The organism is Novosphingobium panipatense (assembly GCF_900182875.1).
In the GTDB taxonomy this organism is placed as follows: domain Bacteria; phylum Pseudomonadota; class Alphaproteobacteria; order Sphingomonadales; family Sphingomonadaceae; genus Novosphingobium; species Novosphingobium panipatense.
Genome location: NZ_FXUI01000007.1, coordinates 1 through 15,256, shown reverse-complemented (window position 1 = coordinate 15,256; position 15,256 = coordinate 1). Strand labels below are relative to the sequence as shown.

The 15,256-nt window shown below is 62.5% G+C and carries 16 protein-coding genes and 1 tRNA gene; 15 read left to right on the top strand and 2 right to left on the bottom strand.

Annotation, left to right across the window (positions count from 1 at the left end):
* On the bottom strand, window positions 1-1,947 hold the full coding sequence (locus QOL62_RS12110) for a peptidylprolyl isomerase (protein WP_283406444.1): 1,947 nt from the start codon (window positions 1,945-1,947) through the stop codon (window positions 1-3).
* Window positions 1,948-2,269: 322 nt separating this feature from the next.
* On the opposite strand from QOL62_RS12110, the gene tpiA reads away from it, so the two are divergent.
* From tpiA to QOL62_RS12090, 4 genes are all read left to right on the top strand, one after another.
* A complete protein-coding gene (gene tpiA / locus QOL62_RS12105; RefSeq protein ID WP_283406443.1) occupies window positions 2,270-3,025 on the top strand; it encodes a triose-phosphate isomerase in 756 nt (251 codons plus the stop codon).
* A 127-nt stretch (window positions 3,026-3,152) separates the two neighbouring features.
* Window positions 3,153-3,554: a preprotein translocase subunit SecG gene (gene secG, locus QOL62_RS12100; RefSeq protein ID WP_283406442.1), complete on the top strand. Its 402-nt coding sequence runs from the start codon at window positions 3,153-3,155 to the stop codon at window positions 3,552-3,554.
* A gap of 143 nt (window positions 3,555-3,697) precedes the next feature.
* The gene (gene pyrG, locus QOL62_RS12095) at window positions 3,698-5,332 is read left to right on the top strand and encodes a CTP synthase (protein WP_283406441.1); all 1,635 of its coding nucleotides are present in this window, start codon (window positions 3,698-3,700) and stop codon (window positions 5,330-5,332) included.
* Window positions 5,333-5,442: 110 nt separating this feature from the next.
* Entirely contained in the window at window positions 5,443-6,837 is a 1,395-nt protein-coding gene (locus QOL62_RS12090) for an alkaline phosphatase family protein (protein ID WP_283406440.1), read from the top strand.
* Between the two features lie 152 nt (window positions 6,838-6,989).
* On the opposite strand, the gene QOL62_RS12085 is transcribed toward QOL62_RS12090, so the two are convergent.
* Window positions 6,990-7,457, bottom strand: coding sequence for an Hsp20 family protein (locus QOL62_RS12085; protein WP_103730232.1), 468 nt, complete (start codon window positions 7,455-7,457; stop codon window positions 6,990-6,992).
* A 150-nt stretch (window positions 7,458-7,607) separates the two neighbouring features.
* Here QOL62_RS12085 and grxC point away from each other — a divergent pair, with 150 nt between their 5' ends.
* From grxC to QOL62_RS12030, 11 genes are all read left to right on the top strand, one after another.
* Window positions 7,608-7,871, top strand: coding sequence for a glutaredoxin 3 (gene grxC / locus QOL62_RS12080; protein WP_103730231.1), 264 nt, complete (start codon window positions 7,608-7,610; stop codon window positions 7,869-7,871).
* Between the two features lie 4 nt (window positions 7,872-7,875).
* Entirely contained in the window at window positions 7,876-8,703 is an 828-nt protein-coding gene (locus tag QOL62_RS12075) for a carbon-nitrogen hydrolase family protein (RefSeq protein ID WP_283406439.1), read from the top strand.
* A 7-nt stretch (window positions 8,704-8,710) separates the two neighbouring features.
* Window positions 8,711-9,208 carry a DUF1178 family protein gene (locus tag QOL62_RS12070; RefSeq protein ID WP_283406438.1) on the top strand — a complete coding sequence of 166 codons (498 nt, stop codon included), beginning with the start codon at window positions 8,711-8,713 and terminating at the stop codon, window positions 9,206-9,208.
* Window positions 9,209-9,249: 41 nt separating this feature from the next.
* A tRNA-Arg gene (locus tag QOL62_RS12065) sits at window positions 9,250-9,390 on the top strand.
* Between the two features lie 182 nt (window positions 9,391-9,572).
* Window positions 9,573-12,167: a DNA-directed RNA polymerase gene (locus QOL62_RS12060; RefSeq protein ID WP_283406437.1), complete on the top strand. Its 2,595-nt coding sequence runs from the start codon at window positions 9,573-9,575 to the stop codon at window positions 12,165-12,167.
* A gap of 215 nt (window positions 12,168-12,382) precedes the next feature.
* Window positions 12,383-13,066 (top strand): ssDNA-binding protein, encoded by a 684-nt coding sequence (locus tag QOL62_RS12055; protein ID WP_283406436.1) that lies wholly within the window; start codon window positions 12,383-12,385, stop codon window positions 13,064-13,066.
* Entirely contained in the window at window positions 13,066-13,494 is a 429-nt protein-coding gene (locus tag QOL62_RS12050; protein WP_283406435.1) for a hypothetical protein, read from the top strand. The genes QOL62_RS12055 and QOL62_RS12050 overlap by 1 nt, the downstream gene beginning before the upstream one ends.
* 11 nt (window positions 13,495-13,505) lie before the next feature.
* Window positions 13,506-14,003 (top strand): glycoside hydrolase family protein, encoded by a 498-nt coding sequence (locus QOL62_RS12045; RefSeq protein WP_283406434.1) that lies wholly within the window; start codon window positions 13,506-13,508, stop codon window positions 14,001-14,003.
* A gap of 94 nt (window positions 14,004-14,097) precedes the next feature.
* Window positions 14,098-14,331 carry a helix-turn-helix domain-containing protein gene (locus QOL62_RS12040; RefSeq protein WP_283406433.1) on the top strand — a complete coding sequence of 78 codons (234 nt, stop codon included), beginning with the start codon at window positions 14,098-14,100 and terminating at the stop codon, window positions 14,329-14,331.
* 8 nt (window positions 14,332-14,339) lie between these two features.
* The gene (locus tag QOL62_RS12035; RefSeq protein ID WP_283406432.1) at window positions 14,340-14,522 is read left to right on the top strand and encodes a hypothetical protein; all 183 of its coding nucleotides are present in this window, start codon (window positions 14,340-14,342) and stop codon (window positions 14,520-14,522) included.
* A 250-nt stretch (window positions 14,523-14,772) separates the two neighbouring features.
* A complete protein-coding gene (locus tag QOL62_RS12030; protein ID WP_283406431.1) occupies window positions 14,773-15,183 on the top strand; it encodes a hypothetical protein in 411 nt (136 codons plus the stop codon).
* Window positions 15,184-15,256 lie beyond the last annotated feature (73 nt).

Here is a 15,256-nt window from a genome sequence, read left to right as displayed (position 1 = left end):
TCAGTTGGTGGCGGAGCCGGCAAGCTGGTCGCGCACCGCGCGAATGGCAGCGTCGTGACGCTTGACGCCCACGTCCTTGCGGACCGCGCCCGCAAGGGCGGAGGCGTAGGCCTGGCCAAGCTGCTGCCCCAGTTCGGTTTGCGCGCTGCGGATCATGGCGTCCGATTCCACCTTGGCCGGCACGATGTCCTTGAGCATGACCACGAACCAGCCTCTTCCGCCCGCAGCCGACTGCACCTTGATGGTGCCCTTGGCCATGTGGAACATCAGCGAAACCGGGGGAGGAACCTGTTGGCCAGCCCGAAGCGCCGCCGCCAGCGTGGGCCGCGACATCGAGACCTGCTCGACCGGAGGAAGGTTCTTGCCCGTTGCAGCGATGGCCTGATCAATCGACTGTCCCTTGCGCAGAGCAGCCTGGATCTTCACGGCAGCCACTTTGGCCGCCCTGGAGCCGGCGTCAACCTTCCAGGCAAAGGTGACGTCGTCCGTGATCTGTGCGAGCGGCGCGGGGGCAGAGGCCTGAACGTCGGTCACGTCATAAAGGACGAACGACTTGCCCTTCTCAACCTCGGCGACCTGAGGCTGCTCCTGCTCCATGCTGAACGCGGTGGCGAGGATCGGGCGCAATTCTGCCGGGAGAGCCTCACCCGGCTTCATGTATACCCGCCCATCAGCGGTGACGGGCTGCGTGCGGGCCACCCCAGCGCCGAGGGACCGCGCAACTTCCGTGAGGTTCGCGCCGCTGGAGAACTGCTCATCCACACGGCCGATGGCATCGCTGAACGCCTTGCGCGCCTTCTCCGCGGCCAGTTGCTCGCGAATCTCGGACTTCGCGTCCGCCAGCGTCCTTGCAGGGGTCTTCTGCTCCTCGTCCACGCGGATGACGTGCCAGCCAAGGACACTCTTCTGCGGCGTCGCCAGCTTCCCGACAGGAGCCGCAAAGACGGCTTGGGCCACGCCCTGCGAGAACTGGCTCGCCAGCTCCTCGCGGCTGAACGATTCCAGTTTGGCCGCCGAGAGCCCCTTCTGCTGCGCTGCGGCTTCGAGCGACTTGCCCTTCTGCACTTCGGCCACGATTGCCTGTGCCGCCGCTTCGGTGGGAACGATCAACTGCGTGATGCGGCGATTGTCCTTGGCGGCGTAGTTCGCCGTGTTCGCTTCAAACCGCGCGGCGATCTCCGCGTCCGTCGGCGCCGCGGCCGCCGGGATCGCTTCGGCCTTGACCAGTGCGTAGCGGATCGTCCGGCGCTCGGGACGGACAAACTGCGCCGCATGCTCCTTGTAGTAAGCTGCAAGTTCCGCATCGGTGGGCGCTTTGTCGGGGGCGAACAACGGGGAGGGCAGCGCGATGACGCTGCCGCTGCGGGTTTCGCCGAGCAGCGCCGCGTAGCGCTTGGCCACAAACTGCGGCATCACCGTTCCGAACTGGGCGGACACCACAAGTTCCTGCGCGATCAGGTTCTTGCGGATGTCGCTGCGCAGGGACGCTTCGGAAATGCGCTGCTGTGCGAGCGCCTGACGGAAGACGGTCTGATCGAATTTGCCGTCGACGCCCTGAAAGCCGGGTATCTGAGTGAGCTCGCTGTCGACGAGGCGATCGCTCACGGTAATGCCATGCTCGTCTCCGAAAGCAGCGAAGGCCGCTCCGTCGATCAGGCTGTCGAGCACCTGCTCAAGGCCGCCTTCAGCGATGAGCTGCTTCATCGTCGCGGTCGGGCTTTGTTGCTTGACACGTTCCAGTGCGCGCTTCGCACTTTGATCGAGTTCGTCGGCTGTGACCTTCTCGTCGCCGGCCGTCGCCACGGAGGCTCCGGTCCCACCACCCGCCGGGCCTCCAAGCCCGATCATGTCGCCGCTGGCAAACGCGATGGCGATGAGGGCAAGGACTGCCAGGCCCACGAAGGCGCCGACTTTGGACTTGAGAAACGTTCGGAAGAAATTGAGCATGGACCGTGCCAATCAGCGATTATCTGCGCGAAACCTTGGGGTATCGCCTGTAAACGGTCGCAGGCTTTAGGGTGCCTTCGCCTATCCTGCAATGGCGGTCGCGCACGGGCCGGGCAAAAGCGCGGTACGTTGCGTTTGCGCGACAGGGGTGGGTAATACGATCGGTGACGCCGCGACGAGTTTTGACAAGGTCGTGCACACTGGCCTAGCTGCCCGCGAAAGCGACGACTGATTCCCGGTTTTGAAACAGCAACGGGAATCGCCGGGGGCACTCTGTCGAGAAAGCTCTCAAGGTTCGCCGAGATCGGATCAAGGGATTGAAATGGCCGGATTGCCTTACATCGTCGGAAACTGGAAAATGAATGGCACGCGCGCCATGCTCAACGAAGCCCGCGCAATTGACCGTGCCGCCGCGCGCTTCCCCAAGGTGCAGGTAGGGCTGGCGCCGCCCGCGACACTGCTCTTCCGTATGCGTGATGCGGTTGAACTGATTGGTGTGGGCGGGCAAGACTGCCACGCCAGCGAGAACGGCGCCTACACGGGCAACGTGTCTGCCCTGATGCTGAAGGATGCGGGAGCGGACTTCACTATCGTCGGGCACTCCGAGCGCCGCGATTACCACCGGGAAAGCGACGCGGACGTCAAGGCGAAGGCGGAAGCTGCCTTGTCCGCCGGCCTTTCGGTCATTCTCTGCATCGGTGAGACCGAAGCGCAGCGCGACGCCGGACACGCCGAGGCCGTCGTGACGGCGCAGCTTGAAGGCTCATGCCCGCGCATGGACGGCGCACCGGACAAGCTTTCGATCGCGTATGAGCCGATCTGGGCGATTGGCACCGGACGCGTGCCGTCGGTGGAGGACGTGGCGGCGATGCACAAGGCGATTCGCACCCGCCTCGTCGCCATCTACGGTGAGAGCTGCGTGGACGTGCGTATCCTGTACGGTGGATCGGTGAAGGCCGAGAACGCGGCTGAACTGCTTGCAGTTCCGGATGTGGACGGTGCACTCGTGGGGGGCGCCAGCCTCACGGCGGAAAGCTTCCTGTCTATCGTGGGTGCGGCCGCCTCGCTTACGGAATGACAAGACGGATACGCATTGACGAGAGTCGGTGTGGTAATAAAGTTGCCGGGTTGCGCACTCGCCCTCGAGAGCCTATCTGCGCCGCGAACCATACGGGGTATGTCCTCGTAAGAAGGCTGAGACGAAGATGTTCCTTTTTCTGACCGTGGTCCAGGCGCTGGTCGCTGCCATGCTGGTTGGCGTGATCCTGGTGCAGAAGTCCGAAGGCGGCGGCCTTGGTGTCGGCGGCAGTCCCTCGGGGCTTATGTCGGCACGTGGTGCCGCCAACTTCCTGACCCGCGCCACGGCGATCCTGGCTTCCGTCTTCGTCATCCTGAGCATCGCTCTTGCGGCTCTCGCGGTTAATGAGACCTCGGGCCGCGATATCGACACCTCGCTGGAACGCAATGCCGCGCCGTCGGCGCCGGCTCAGCCGGCGGACCCGCTCGGTGGGGCCGCCAATCCGGCGGCGCCTGCGCCACAGGTGCAGGGCGCTCCGGTTGGCGAATCCGTTCGGGCCGACCCTCTTTCGGGTGCTGCCAAGCAGTAACCCCGGCAAGCGTCCTCGCGGCGCTTCACCGTAACCGGAATGCCGTCTGGCGCTGTCAGACGGCATTTCCATGTGTTTGACCTGTGGAATGAGGCTCTGGGCGCTTGCCTTTGGGCCCCCATGCAATTTAAGGCCCGACTCCCATGGCGCGGCATATTTTCATCACCGGCGGCGTGGTCTCCTCGCTGGGCAAGGGTCTGATGGCGGCGAGCCTCGCGGCTCTGCTTCAGGCGCGGGGCTATAAGGTCCGTATTCGCAAGTTCGACCCCTATCTCAACGTCGATCCGGGCACCATGAGTCCGTATCAGCATGGCGAGGTTTTCGTGACCGATGACGGAGCGGAAACCGATCTTGATCTCGGTCACTACGAGCGGTTCACGGGCGTTTCCGGCAGCAAGGCGGACAACATCACCTCGGGACGCATCTACCAGGACATCATCGCCAAGGAGCGCCGTGGCGACTACCTCGGCGCGACAGTTCAGGTGATTCCGCATGTAACCGACGCCATCAAGGACTTCGCGCTGACCGAAACCGAGGATCTCGATTTCGTCCTCTGCGAGATCGGCGGAACCGTCGGCGACATCGAAGGCCTGCCATTCGTCGAGGCGATGCGCCAGCTGCGCAATGAACTCGGCCGGGAACAGACCTGCTTCGTGCACGTCACCCTGGTTCCGTTCATCGCTGCAGCGGGTGAGTTGAAGACCAAACCGACGCAACACTCGGTGCGCGAGCTGACTGGTCTGGGTATCCAGCCGGATATTCTCCTCTGCCGTGCCGATCGCGAACTGCCGGAGAGCGAGCGTCGCAAGATCGCGCTGTTCTGCAACGTGCGTCCGCAGGCGGTGATCCAGGCGCTTGACGCGCCGAACATCTATGCGGTTCCGCTGCAGTACCATCACGAAGGGCTGGATGCGGAGGTTCTGCATCACTTCGGCATGCTGGAATCGTCAAAGGCTCCGGAACTGTCCCGTTGGGAAGATATCACGGACCGTTACCAGAACCCCGAGGGCGAAGTGACGATCGGCGTCGTGGGCAAGTATGTCGGCCTGCAGGACGCGTACAAGTCGCTGAACGAGGCGCTGGTGCACGGCGGCATGGCAAACCGCGTCAAGGTGAACGTGCGGTGGATCGACGCGGAAGTCTTCGAGAAGGAAGATTCCGAAATCGCAGCGGCGCTGGAGCCGATGCACGGCATCCTCGTGCCCGGCGGCTTTGGCGAGCGCGGTACCGAAGGCAAGATCGCCTCGGTTCGCTTCGCGCGTGAGCGTGGCGTTCCGTTCTTCGGGATCTGTCTTGGCATGCAGATGGCCTGCATCGAAGGCGCGCGCGCAGCCGGGATCGAGAAGGCGAGTTCGACGGAGTTCGGTCCGACTGAGGAGCCGGTCGTCGGTATTATCACGGAATGGATGACGCAGGACGGTCTCCAGACCCGGGCGGAAGGTGGCGATCTGGGCGGCACCATGCGCCTCGGCGCCTATACCGCTGCGCTCTCTCCGAACAGCCATGTCGCATCGATCTACGGCGCGGCGGAAATCAGCGAACGTCACCGCCATCGCTACGAGGTGAACGGCAAGTACCGTGAGGCGCTTGAAGGGAACGGCCTTATTTTCTCGGGCATGTCTCCCGACGGGTTGCTGCCGGAGATCGTGGAGCGTCCCGATCACCCGTGGTTTGTGGGCGTGCAGTTCCATCCCGAGCTGAAGTCGCGTCCGTTTGAGCCGCATCCGCTGTTCGCCGGTTTCATCGCGGCTGCCTTGCGTCAGGCACGCCTGGTTTGATCGCAGTTCCGGCCCCATCGCCTGGCGGTGGGTCCGGAACGGAACAGACTGCCCTGGCTATCGGGCAGGCGGGCGAGGCATTCTGCTCCCTCCACGTGGGGGCTGGTTGAATGCGAACGATTGTCCTGGAATTCAACGAACTTTCACCGCAGTTGCTCGATCGCTTCATAGAGCAAGGGCATCTGCCGAACTTTCGTCGCTTCCGGGACTCCGCCATGGTCGCGGTCACCGACGCGGAGGAGACGGCGCCCAATCTCGAGCCGTGGATTCAGTGGGTCACGGTTCACACCGGGCTCTCCTTCGCGGAGCATGGCTGCTTCAATCTCAACGAGGGCAGCGACCTGACCGCGCCGCGTCTGTGGGACCTCGTCAGCCGTGCAGACCAGACGAACTGGATCTGCGGCAGCATGAACGCCGCGGTCCAGCCGGGGTTTCGCGGCTGCTTCCTTCCCGACCCCTGGGCCACTTCGGCAGAGCCCGTGCCGCTGAACATGTTCAGGCCCTACGCTCGTCTGGTCCGAAGCTACGTCCAGGAGCATAGCGGCCGGCCGGAGGTCTCTCCAGTCGACGTTCTGCGGTTTGGGCAGTTCATGCTCAGGCACGGCCTTTCTGCCAGTTCCGTGGCAGCGTTGATCAAGCAACTTGCGCAGGAGAGGCGCCGCGACGTGAAATGGCGCAGGGCCATGATGCTCGACAGGCTGCAGTGGGATGTGTTCCGCTCCGTCTACAAGTCCATGCAGCCGTATCTCTCTACGTTCTTCATCAACAGCACCGCGCACTTCCAGCACTTTCATTGGAGGGAGTTCGAACCGGGTCTGTTCAGGATCCAGTCGTCGGAGAAGCAACGCCAGACGTACGGCGACGCTATTCTTGCGGGCTATCAGAACATGGACCGCATCGTGGGAGAGGCACTGTCGATGGCGAGGGACGAGGCAAACCTCGTGCTGCTGACTGCCCTTAGCCAGCAGCCGATGCTGACACATGAGGAAGATGGGGGGCGTCAGATCTTCCGCCATCGAGATATCAAAGTCTTGCTTGAACTGGCGGGAGTTGAGCAGGGGTGGACATACGCCCCCATCATGTCGCAGCAGTTTTTGCTTCATTTCCAGAACGAACAGGCAGCCACGTCCGCCGCCGCACAGATCGAGGCGCTGTGGCTTACTGACGGTCGGCAACCGATGTGGGCTCGCCGGAAAGGGAGTAGCCTGGATGCCGGATGCATGATCGAGAAGACGCCTCCGGAGGGCATCCGCGTCGTCGCACCGAACGGCAAGACGTCAGCCGACTTCTTCGACATTTTCTACCCGCTCGACGCTCTGCGGAGCGGAAAGCATCATCCCGAAGGGGCGTTCTGGATTAAAGGCCCTGGAATTGCATCAGCACAGGTGCAAGAGACCGTTTCGCTACGGATGGTCGCTCCAACGCTCGCTGATCTGCTTGAAGTGCCGGGAGAGTTCAAGGCGTGCTCCCTCTTCGCTGAAGGAACAGGAAGAGCGGCCGCCTGATCGGCAGGACGGTTGTCTGACAGGCTGCGGATGCATGTCGCGCCAAAAAGGGCCGCTCCATGAGAAAGGGTGGCCGGATCTTCCTCCAACCACCCTTCCATCGTGAGCCGCCTGCTTCAAGGGACGGAGAGGCAAGCAGCTTACGTCAGGTTTCAAGCAGCGGCGCTGCTTTCCTCGCCATTTTCGATGACGGTCAGCTTGCTGCCGCCGATCGCCACCTTCTTCGGCTTCATGGCCTCGGGCACTTCGCGGACCAGATCGATGACGAGCAAGCCGTCCGCCAGATCGGCACCGTCGACACGCACGTAGTCGGCCAATTCGAAACGACGTTCGAAGCCACGCTGAGCGATACCAACGTGCAGCAGTTCACCCTCTGGTGTTTCTTCGGGCTTGTTGCCCTTGACGACCAGGAGGTTCGCCTGTGCTGTGATGTCGATGTCGGCAGGCTTGAAACCGGCAACGGCAAGTGTGATGCGATAAGCATCCTGTCCGCGACGTTCGATATTGAAGGGGGGGTACTTATCGCCAGAAGTCGCCCGTGCCTGATTTTCGATCATGTCGAAAAGGCGGTCGAAGCCGACCATCGTGCGGCGATAGGGCGAGAAATCGATACGGTTCATGACAAAAATCCTCCGATGAGCAATCTTCGTTTATCAAGGGCCCGCGACGCGGCGCCCCTTCTTCAGGCCATCCCCTTGGCGGGCCATGACCTGCATACCTAGATATGGTAAGCCGCCCACCTTTCAAGGGCTGCGAAACAGGAGCTTGGCATGACTCAGCCTAAGATCGAAATTTACACCAAGTGGGGCTGCCCCTACTGCGTCGCCGCGAAGTCGCTGCTGGACAAGAAGGGCGTTTCCTATCAGGAATACGACCTCACGATGGGCGGTCCCAAGCGGGCGGAAATGCTCGAGCGGGTGCCTGGAGCAACCACGGTTCCGCAGATCCTGATCAACGGAAAGGCCTACGGCGGCTTCGACGACATCAACGCCCTCGATCGGGCCGGCAAGCTCAACCCGATCCTTGGATTGTGACCTTATGACGCGCGTCGCCTTGTTCCAGATGACGACCGGCATCGATCCTGCAGCGAACGCCGCTGCCATCGACGATGCCGTGGGCAGGGCACGCGCGGGCGGGGCGGTGATGCTGTTTACGCCGGAAATGTCTGGCCTGCTGGATCGAAAGCGCGACCGTGCCAAGACCGCGATCCGCAGGGAAGAAGACGATCCGGTCCTCGCCACTACTCGCGAAGCAGCGCGGCGCAACGGCATGTGGGTTCATGTCGGGTCGCTTGCCATTGCTCGCGACGATGGGAAGTGGGCGAATCGAAGCTTCGTCATCGACGACAAGGGCGAGATACGCAGTCGCTACGACAAGATCCACATGTTCGATGTAGATCTGGCGACGGGAGAGACCTGGCGGGAATCCAGCGCCTACACGGCTGGCGATGCTGTGGTCAGCGTTGAGACGCCGGTTGGCCGGCTTGGACTTGCCATCTGCTATGATGTGCGGTTTCCTGCTCTTTTTGAGGCTTTGGGCAAGGCCGGCTGCGACGTCATCGCCATACCGGCAGCCTTCACCGTCCCCACCGGGCGCGCGCATTGGCATCTCTTGCAGCGGGCTCGTGCGGTGGAAGCGAGCGCGTTTGTCCTGTCGGCAGCGCAGGTGGGCCTCCATGAAGATGGACGCGAAACCTATGGGCACTCGCTCGCGGTGGATCCATGGGGAGAGGTGCTGCTTGACATGGGAGGAGCCGACGATGGTCGGGGAGCGGCCCTGGGGTTTGTCGACCTTGATCCTGCAAGGATCGCGCAGGTGCGCTCTCAGCTTCCAAGTCTTGCCAATCGGCGCGCTATCGCCAAATAGCCGCGTCATGATCGTCTATGACCTTGAATGCCGTGCCGCGCAGCATCGATTCGAAGGATGGTTCAAGTCCTCGGGCGACTATGCGCGGCAGCAGAAGCAAGGGTTTGTCGCCTGTCCCCACTGTGGTTCCACCAATGTAGCCAAGGCCGTGCAGGCGCCGCGCCTTGCCCGCAAGGGAAACCAGTTGCCCGAGAGGGCCGGAGTGTCTGCCGCAAAAGCCGCACCCTCTCCGCCTTTGGCTAAGCCAACGGCACGTGATGCGCTGCCACCGCAGGCCGTGGAACTACTGCAGACGCTGGCGACGATGCAGGCTGAGGCGCTGAAGTCGTCGCGGTACGTTGGCGATAAATTCGTCGATGAAGCGCGTGCCATGCACTACGGCGAGCAGGACGCAGAAGCCATTCACGGACAGGCCACAGCGGCTGACGCAAGGGAACTGCTGGAGGAGGGAGTCGGACTTGTGCCGCTGCCGTTCCCGATCGTGACGCCAGAGAAGGCGAATTGATTGCCAACCCGGTATTCACCGGCTAGGAGGCCTCGGTGTGCGCCCGTAGCTCAGCAGGATAGAGCACCAGATTCCTAATCTGGTTTTCCGATGAGCAACATTTGCCGATTGTAGACAGTCCACATCAAGCAATCCTGCGGGTTACAGCCCTTTCACTACAACAGCCCCCGCAAGGGGCACCAGATGTCGCCGTGGGGGACGCCCTTCGGCGGCATTTTTTGTGCCCGTTGATCCCGTGAGCACCTGAGGCCGGTCGACCTTTTTTCGACGAAACGAAGCGTGCCTGGATTGCGCTCTTACCGTTTGTGGAATATGTCGGCTCAGCAACAGTCCCCAAACGGATGGGACAACTCAGGAGCCGCACATGATCAATATCTCGCCCGAGCGTGAAGCCCAGAAGGCACTCGAAATCAAGACCGTGGCAGAAGGACGCCGCAGGTTCGCCGAGCGCAATCGAGAGAAGGTGAAGCGCTCCGGGTACGAAAACCATAGCGAAGTTCAGAAGCTAATCCGGGGCGCAATCCCTATCGTGGCTGAAGGCGTCCGGGAATGGATGGACGTGTCCAGCAAGGCGAGGGGCCGCAAGCCGACAAGCCTCAAGGCCCTCATGGAGCTGCCGGTCGACACGATCGCCACTATCGGCATGTGCTGTGTGTTTCGTTGCCTCGGAAGGGCAGGGCGCGTGGCTGAGCTGACGCAGGACATGGGACGCCGCGTTGAGATCGAGCTGGAGGGCAAGGCTCTGGAGGCTGCCGACCCGAAGGCGGCGAAAGCCCTCCTCAAGCTGGGCCAAGGGGACCTGACGGAGGCCGTCTTGGAGAAGCGCTTCCGCGCCCTCGTGGAGGAGAATGAGGCAGCCCTGCACTGGGACGACGACACCCGCGTCCTGGTCGGCCAGACGATCCTCAATGTCGTCCTGCGCAAGCTCTCCGACGTGTTCTATCAGAAGACCATCACCCAGAACGGCCTTCGCCATGCCGTGGTCATGCTCACGGACCAGGCAGCAGCGGCGATTGTCGAAATGGAGGACCTCGCGGCCATGGAACATCTTCCACTCCTCCCGATGGTCGCCCAGCCCCGCAAGTGGGAGAGCAACAGCTCCGGGGCCTACTACTGCCACCGACTGGCCCGTCTGGTCCCGATGGTCCGCACGCGCTCGAAGGAGCAGCGCAAGCTGGTGAAGGAAGCGATCGCCGATGGGTCGATGCAGGAGGTCTTGGACGCGCTCAACGCCATCCAGGACACTCGCTGGGAGATCGACGACCGGGTCCTAGACGTGATCCTTTGGGCCCGTGAGACCGGCCTGCGTCCGTCGTCCAGCTTCCCGACCGATAAGACACCCGAGGTGCCTGAGAAGGTGAGCCCAGAGGAATGGGAGAAGATGTCGAAGGAGGAGCAGACGGCCCGCCGCCGCCAGCGTAGGTCCGTTCGCCAGGTCTGCCAGGCCTTGGCTGTGGATAAGGGCAACTTCGATCGGGACATGGCGACAGCCCAGGAGATGGCGCAGCACAATTGCTTCTACCTGCCGCATTCCTTGGACTTCCGGGGCCGGACCTATGCCGTGCCGTACTTCAACCATCAACGCTCCGACCACCTCAAGGCTCTCTTCCGCTTCGCCGATGGGGTGCCTCTTGGGGAGGATGGTGGCCGATGGCTGAAAATCCACCTCGCCAACTGTGGCGACTTCGAGAAGGTCTCCAAGAAGCCTTTCGAGGTCCGCACGGCTTGGGTCGACGAGAACGCCTCCAACATCATTGCGACCGTGATGGACCCGGAGGCCATGGCAGACTGGTGGACGAAGGCCGACAGCCCCTTCTGCTTCCTGCAGGCCTGCTTCGAGTATGTCGAATGGGCCGAGAGCGGCTTCGATCCCGAGTTCCTGTCGAAAATCCCTGGGGCGGCTGACGGCTCCTGCTCGGGCCTGCAGCACTACTCCGCGATCACCCGCTCCGCTGACGAGGCCTACCACGTCAACCTGGTCCCGCGTTCGGACGTAGGCGACATCTACCAGGTGACAGCCGACGCAGCCATGCCGTCCCTTCAGGCTGAGGCTAAGGCGGGGGATGCCTCTTGCCAGATCATCCTCGACAACGGCTTCGGTCGCGGCGAGGCCAAGCGCAACGTCATGACCTACTTCTACGGCTCGGCCCGGTTCGGGATGCGCGAGCAGCATATGCAGGACCTCATGCGCCCGCTGGCCGACAAGGTCGCGATGGGGAAGCTGGAGAAGCACCCATACGAGCAGATCACCCTTCGCGTGAATAAGGACACCAAGGAGGAGACCTGGGCACCTGACGGCGGCTACAGCTGCGCCCGTGCCCTTGCGGAACACATCTACTCGGCAGTGACCACGGTTGCCGCCAAGGCTGACGAGGCTGCCAACTGGATACAGCAGGTTGCAGCGGCCCTGGCGCATGAGAGCCTCTCGATGATCTGGAGGACCCAGACGGGCTTTCCTGTCGTGCAGCGGTATTCGGAGTTCACCACGAAGGAGGTCAACCTGTGGCTCTACTCACGGACCATCCGTCCGGCCCAGGGCACCGATAAGGTCGACCACGAGGGCAACACGCTCTCCCGCGTCCGTGTCCTGCTCCGTCAGGCCCCGACGAGCCGCGTGGACAAAAAGACCATGCGCAGCGCCGCAAGCCCGAACGTCATCCACTCGATGGACGCAGCGCACCTCCACAAGTCTGTAGCCAAGGCTCGCGCCCTGGGGATCACGGCCTTCTCAATGATCCACGACAGCTTCGGGACCCACCTGGGCAACATGGAGGCCTTTAGCCGCATCGTTCGGGAAGCGTTTGTGGAATGCTATGAAGACTATTGCCCGCTGCAGGAGCTGGACCGCTACGCCCGCAGCGTCTTGAGCGAGGAAGGTATCGAGAAGCTGCCACCGCTCCCGTCCAAAGGAAACCTGGACCTCAATTTGGTCCTAGAGGCGCCGTTTGCCTTTGCCTAAAAGGTCCACAATCGGCGATGGTTTCCATTAGTGCCGATCTATGCACAAGTCTTCCTCAGGCACCTCTGGCTCCACCGAGCTGGGGGTGTTCTGCGTTCGACCCCCATGCGTTCCCCTTAAGGCTCCCTTAAGTGGCTTCCGGCAGTCATCCAATGGCTGCCCATTTTTTCTACACAATCGGCGACATTCGCCAGAATACCAGAGTTTCTCTACCCATGGCAGCAGCCAAACCCAAGAAGACCTACGTCGACGCCATCCTTGGCCCGTTCGTTTTCTCTCACGTCCACCTGTCGTCCCCGGACACAGAAGGGCAGTTCGCCGACAACAAGTACAAGGTCGACGGCGTAGCTGATCCCAAGAGCAAGGCCATCGCCGAAGTCGAGGCAACGCTCAAGGACGTTCTCAAGAAGGTCGGCCTCCCGGCGAAGGGCACCAACCTCCCACTGAAGAAGCAGATGGAGAAGGTCGACGGCAAGAAGCAGGAGACCGGCAAGCTCTTCCTGCGTGCCAAGTCGAACCGGGCCCCGCTCATCGTCGACGCCTCGGGCAAGCCGATCCCGAAGGAAGCCCTCAAGAAGATGAAGATCGGCGCGGGCTCCGAAGGCCGCATCGAAGGCTACTTCACCGATTACGAGACGACCGAACGCGTCCGAAACGCAGACGGCGAAGTCGAGGTCATCACGATCAAGGGCGTCTCGTTCACCCTTACCGGCATTCAGCTCCTGAAGCTGGTCAACGGCGGCGGTGGATCGCGCTTCGGAGCCTACGAGGGCTACGAGGGCGGCTTCACGTACTCCGGTGACGATGGCGACGAGGATGCACTCGACCTTTCAGCCGACGACGGCGACGACCGTGACGCAGGAGATGCGGACGGCGACGAGGGCGGCCTCGACATCTAATGCCTGCCCGCCGAGCGGCGGTCTCCTGGCGCTCCGGCCTCGAAGCGAAGACGGCAGAGGACCTCACATCTCGTGGGGTCCCCTTCCGCTACGAAGAGGTCAAGCTCCGCTACATCCAGCCAGAGACGCCGCACACCTATACCCCTGACTTCATTCTGCCGAATGGCGTCATCGTGGAGACCAAAGGGCTCTTCGACGTCGACGACAGGAAGAAGCACGCCTGGCTCAAAGGCCAGCACCCGGACCTGGACGTCCGCTTCGTTTTCTCGCGCTCCAAGTCCCCCCTGAGGAAGGGCGCGAAGTCCACCTACGCCGACTGGTGCCTGAAGAACGGCTTCCAGTTCGCCGACAAATCAATCCCGCAAGCCTGGATCGACGAGCCCGCTGATGAGCGGCGCCTCGCAGCGATCGACGTGGCCTCGGCCTGAAGGACCCTCCCATGATTACGCTTGAACCCATCAATCGAGAAATCCTCCGCGCTGAGCTGGAGCGAGACGAAGGCTTTCGAGCCAAGACCTACCGCTGCACCGCAGGCAAACTGTCGATCGGCGTTGGGCGTAATCTGGACGACGTGGGCATTCGGCCTTCGGAGACTGCAGCGCTGAAGATCACTCTCGCCAGCGTTAAGGCGAAGGGCATCACCCGCGCCCAGGCCATGGTCCTCCTCGACAACGACATCGACGAATGTCTCCGACAGCTCGCCAGGCGGCTGCCGTGGGTCGAGAGTCTCGATCAGGTCCGCAAGCGCGTCCTGGTGAATATGTGCTTCAACCTCGGCATCTCCAAACTGCTCGGCTTCAAGAACACCCTCGCGATGATCCAGCGGGGAGACTTCAAGGCCGCTGCAGCCGGAATGCTTCAGTCCCTTTGGGCCAGCCAGGTCGGCGCCCGCGCAACACGTCTGTCTGAGCTGATGAAGCTCGGCCCGAAGAAGTGAGCCCCGCACCCATGCTCTACCACGTTTTCCCGGACGGCACCGTCCAGATCATTCGCCGCTGATCGGCGCCCCTCGCTCCCCGGAGACCATCCACATGCCCCGCAACATCCGCCTTTCGCCCCGAGCGAAGGAAGTCCTCGCTTACCTCCAGCGCACGGGCAATGCTTCATCGCGTGAAGCCATGCTCGACCTCGACATCAACTCGGGATCGTTCACCCGCCGCATCACCGAGCTGCGCGAGGCAGGCATCCCGATACGCAGCGAGACCAAGTTCCATCCGGTCTCCCAGCGCCGCTACGTGCGGTACTACTACGACCTCCACCGTTAAGGAGCCCCATGGCTACCAAGACCCCCAACGCCGCCCCCAAGGCGGCCCCGGCTGCCGATAGCGCAGCTAAGGATGCTCTCGACGCACTCGTCGCTGCAGTGTCCGTCCTCCCCTCCCAGACCGTGATCGTGGGCGACTACCGCGTCGTCACGAATGGCTCTGGTGAGCTGGTCGAGGTGAAGCGCCGCTAAGGCGTTCGACCTCCCGTCTGTCCCTGACGCGGCCCCCGGGTACCTTGTGTGCTGGGGGTCTTTTTTCGACTGCCAAATGTCTGAATACGAGCGCGACGACAGCGCCTTCCTACGCCACGAGAGCTGCCCTGAGTGCGGCTCCCGAGACAACCTAGCCCGCTATGCCTCTGGCAGGGCCCACTGCTTCGGCTGCAACTACTGGGAGCCTGCCGACGACGCCAAGGCCCAGGCGGCCCCAAGGAAACCCCGAGTGTTTGATCCGATCGAGGGTGAGTTCCGCCCGATCGCCGATGCGTATGGCATCGACCTGCCGACCTGTAAGGCCCTCGGCATCAAAATCGTCTCCTGGTCCTGCAAAGACCCGGATGGCGAGCCGCTGCCCCGCAAGTCCTGCATCTCCTTCGACTATCACAACGAGAAGGGCTCCCTATGGGGCCAGAAGATCAGGTATAAGATCAGTGAGGAGGAGAAGACCTACAGCTTCCCTCACGCTGACGGAAAGCCCCCGCTGTGGCTCATGCATCGTTGGGCCAAAGGCTGCGATACGCGGTCCCTGGTCATCTTCGAGGGCGAGGGCGATGCTGCCGCCTACTACCAGTTCACCCAAGGCAAATACCCCGTCGTTTCGCTACCCACAGGTATAGCGCGACGATCTGGATGAGAGGCGCGCGTCAATCAGGATGAGAACAGATTGTCGCGGCGCTGCCGTGAGTGCCTGTTCGGATTGTCGCTGG

Excerpts from the sequence above, each read along its gene's own strand:
- QOL62_RS12110 (WP_283406444.1), bottom strand. The coding sequence starts at position 1,947 with ATGCTCAATTTCTTCCGAACGTTTCTCAAGTCCAAAGTCGGCGCCTTC.
- tpiA (WP_283406443.1), top strand. The coding sequence starts at position 2,270 with ATGGCCGGATTGCCTTACATCGTCGGAAACTGGAAAATGAATGGCACG.
- secG (WP_283406442.1), top strand. The coding sequence starts at position 3,153 with ATGTTCCTTTTTCTGACCGTGGTCCAGGCGCTGGTCGCTGCCATGCTG.
- pyrG (WP_283406441.1), top strand. The coding sequence starts at position 3,698 with ATGGCGCGGCATATTTTCATCACCGGCGGCGTGGTCTCCTCGCTGGGC.
- QOL62_RS12090 (WP_283406440.1), top strand. The coding sequence starts at position 5,443 with ATGCGAACGATTGTCCTGGAATTCAACGAACTTTCACCGCAGTTGCTC.
- QOL62_RS12085 (WP_103730232.1), bottom strand. The coding sequence starts at position 7,457 with ATGAACCGTATCGATTTCTCGCCCTATCGCCGCACGATGGTCGGCTTC.
- grxC (WP_103730231.1), top strand. The coding sequence starts at position 7,608 with ATGACTCAGCCTAAGATCGAAATTTACACCAAGTGGGGCTGCCCCTAC.
- QOL62_RS12075 (WP_283406439.1), top strand. The coding sequence starts at position 7,876 with ATGACGCGCGTCGCCTTGTTCCAGATGACGACCGGCATCGATCCTGCA.
- QOL62_RS12070 (WP_283406438.1), top strand. The coding sequence starts at position 8,711 with ATGATCGTCTATGACCTTGAATGCCGTGCCGCGCAGCATCGATTCGAA.
- QOL62_RS12060 (WP_283406437.1), top strand. The coding sequence starts at position 9,573 with ATGATCAATATCTCGCCCGAGCGTGAAGCCCAGAAGGCACTCGAAATC.
- QOL62_RS12055 (WP_283406436.1), top strand. The coding sequence starts at position 12,383 with ATGGCAGCAGCCAAACCCAAGAAGACCTACGTCGACGCCATCCTTGGC.
- QOL62_RS12050 (WP_283406435.1), top strand. The coding sequence starts at position 13,066 with ATGCCTGCCCGCCGAGCGGCGGTCTCCTGGCGCTCCGGCCTCGAAGCG.
- QOL62_RS12045 (WP_283406434.1), top strand. The coding sequence starts at position 13,506 with ATGATTACGCTTGAACCCATCAATCGAGAAATCCTCCGCGCTGAGCTG.
- QOL62_RS12040 (WP_283406433.1), top strand. The coding sequence starts at position 14,098 with ATGCCCCGCAACATCCGCCTTTCGCCCCGAGCGAAGGAAGTCCTCGCT.
- QOL62_RS12035 (WP_283406432.1), top strand. The coding sequence starts at position 14,340 with ATGGCTACCAAGACCCCCAACGCCGCCCCCAAGGCGGCCCCGGCTGCC.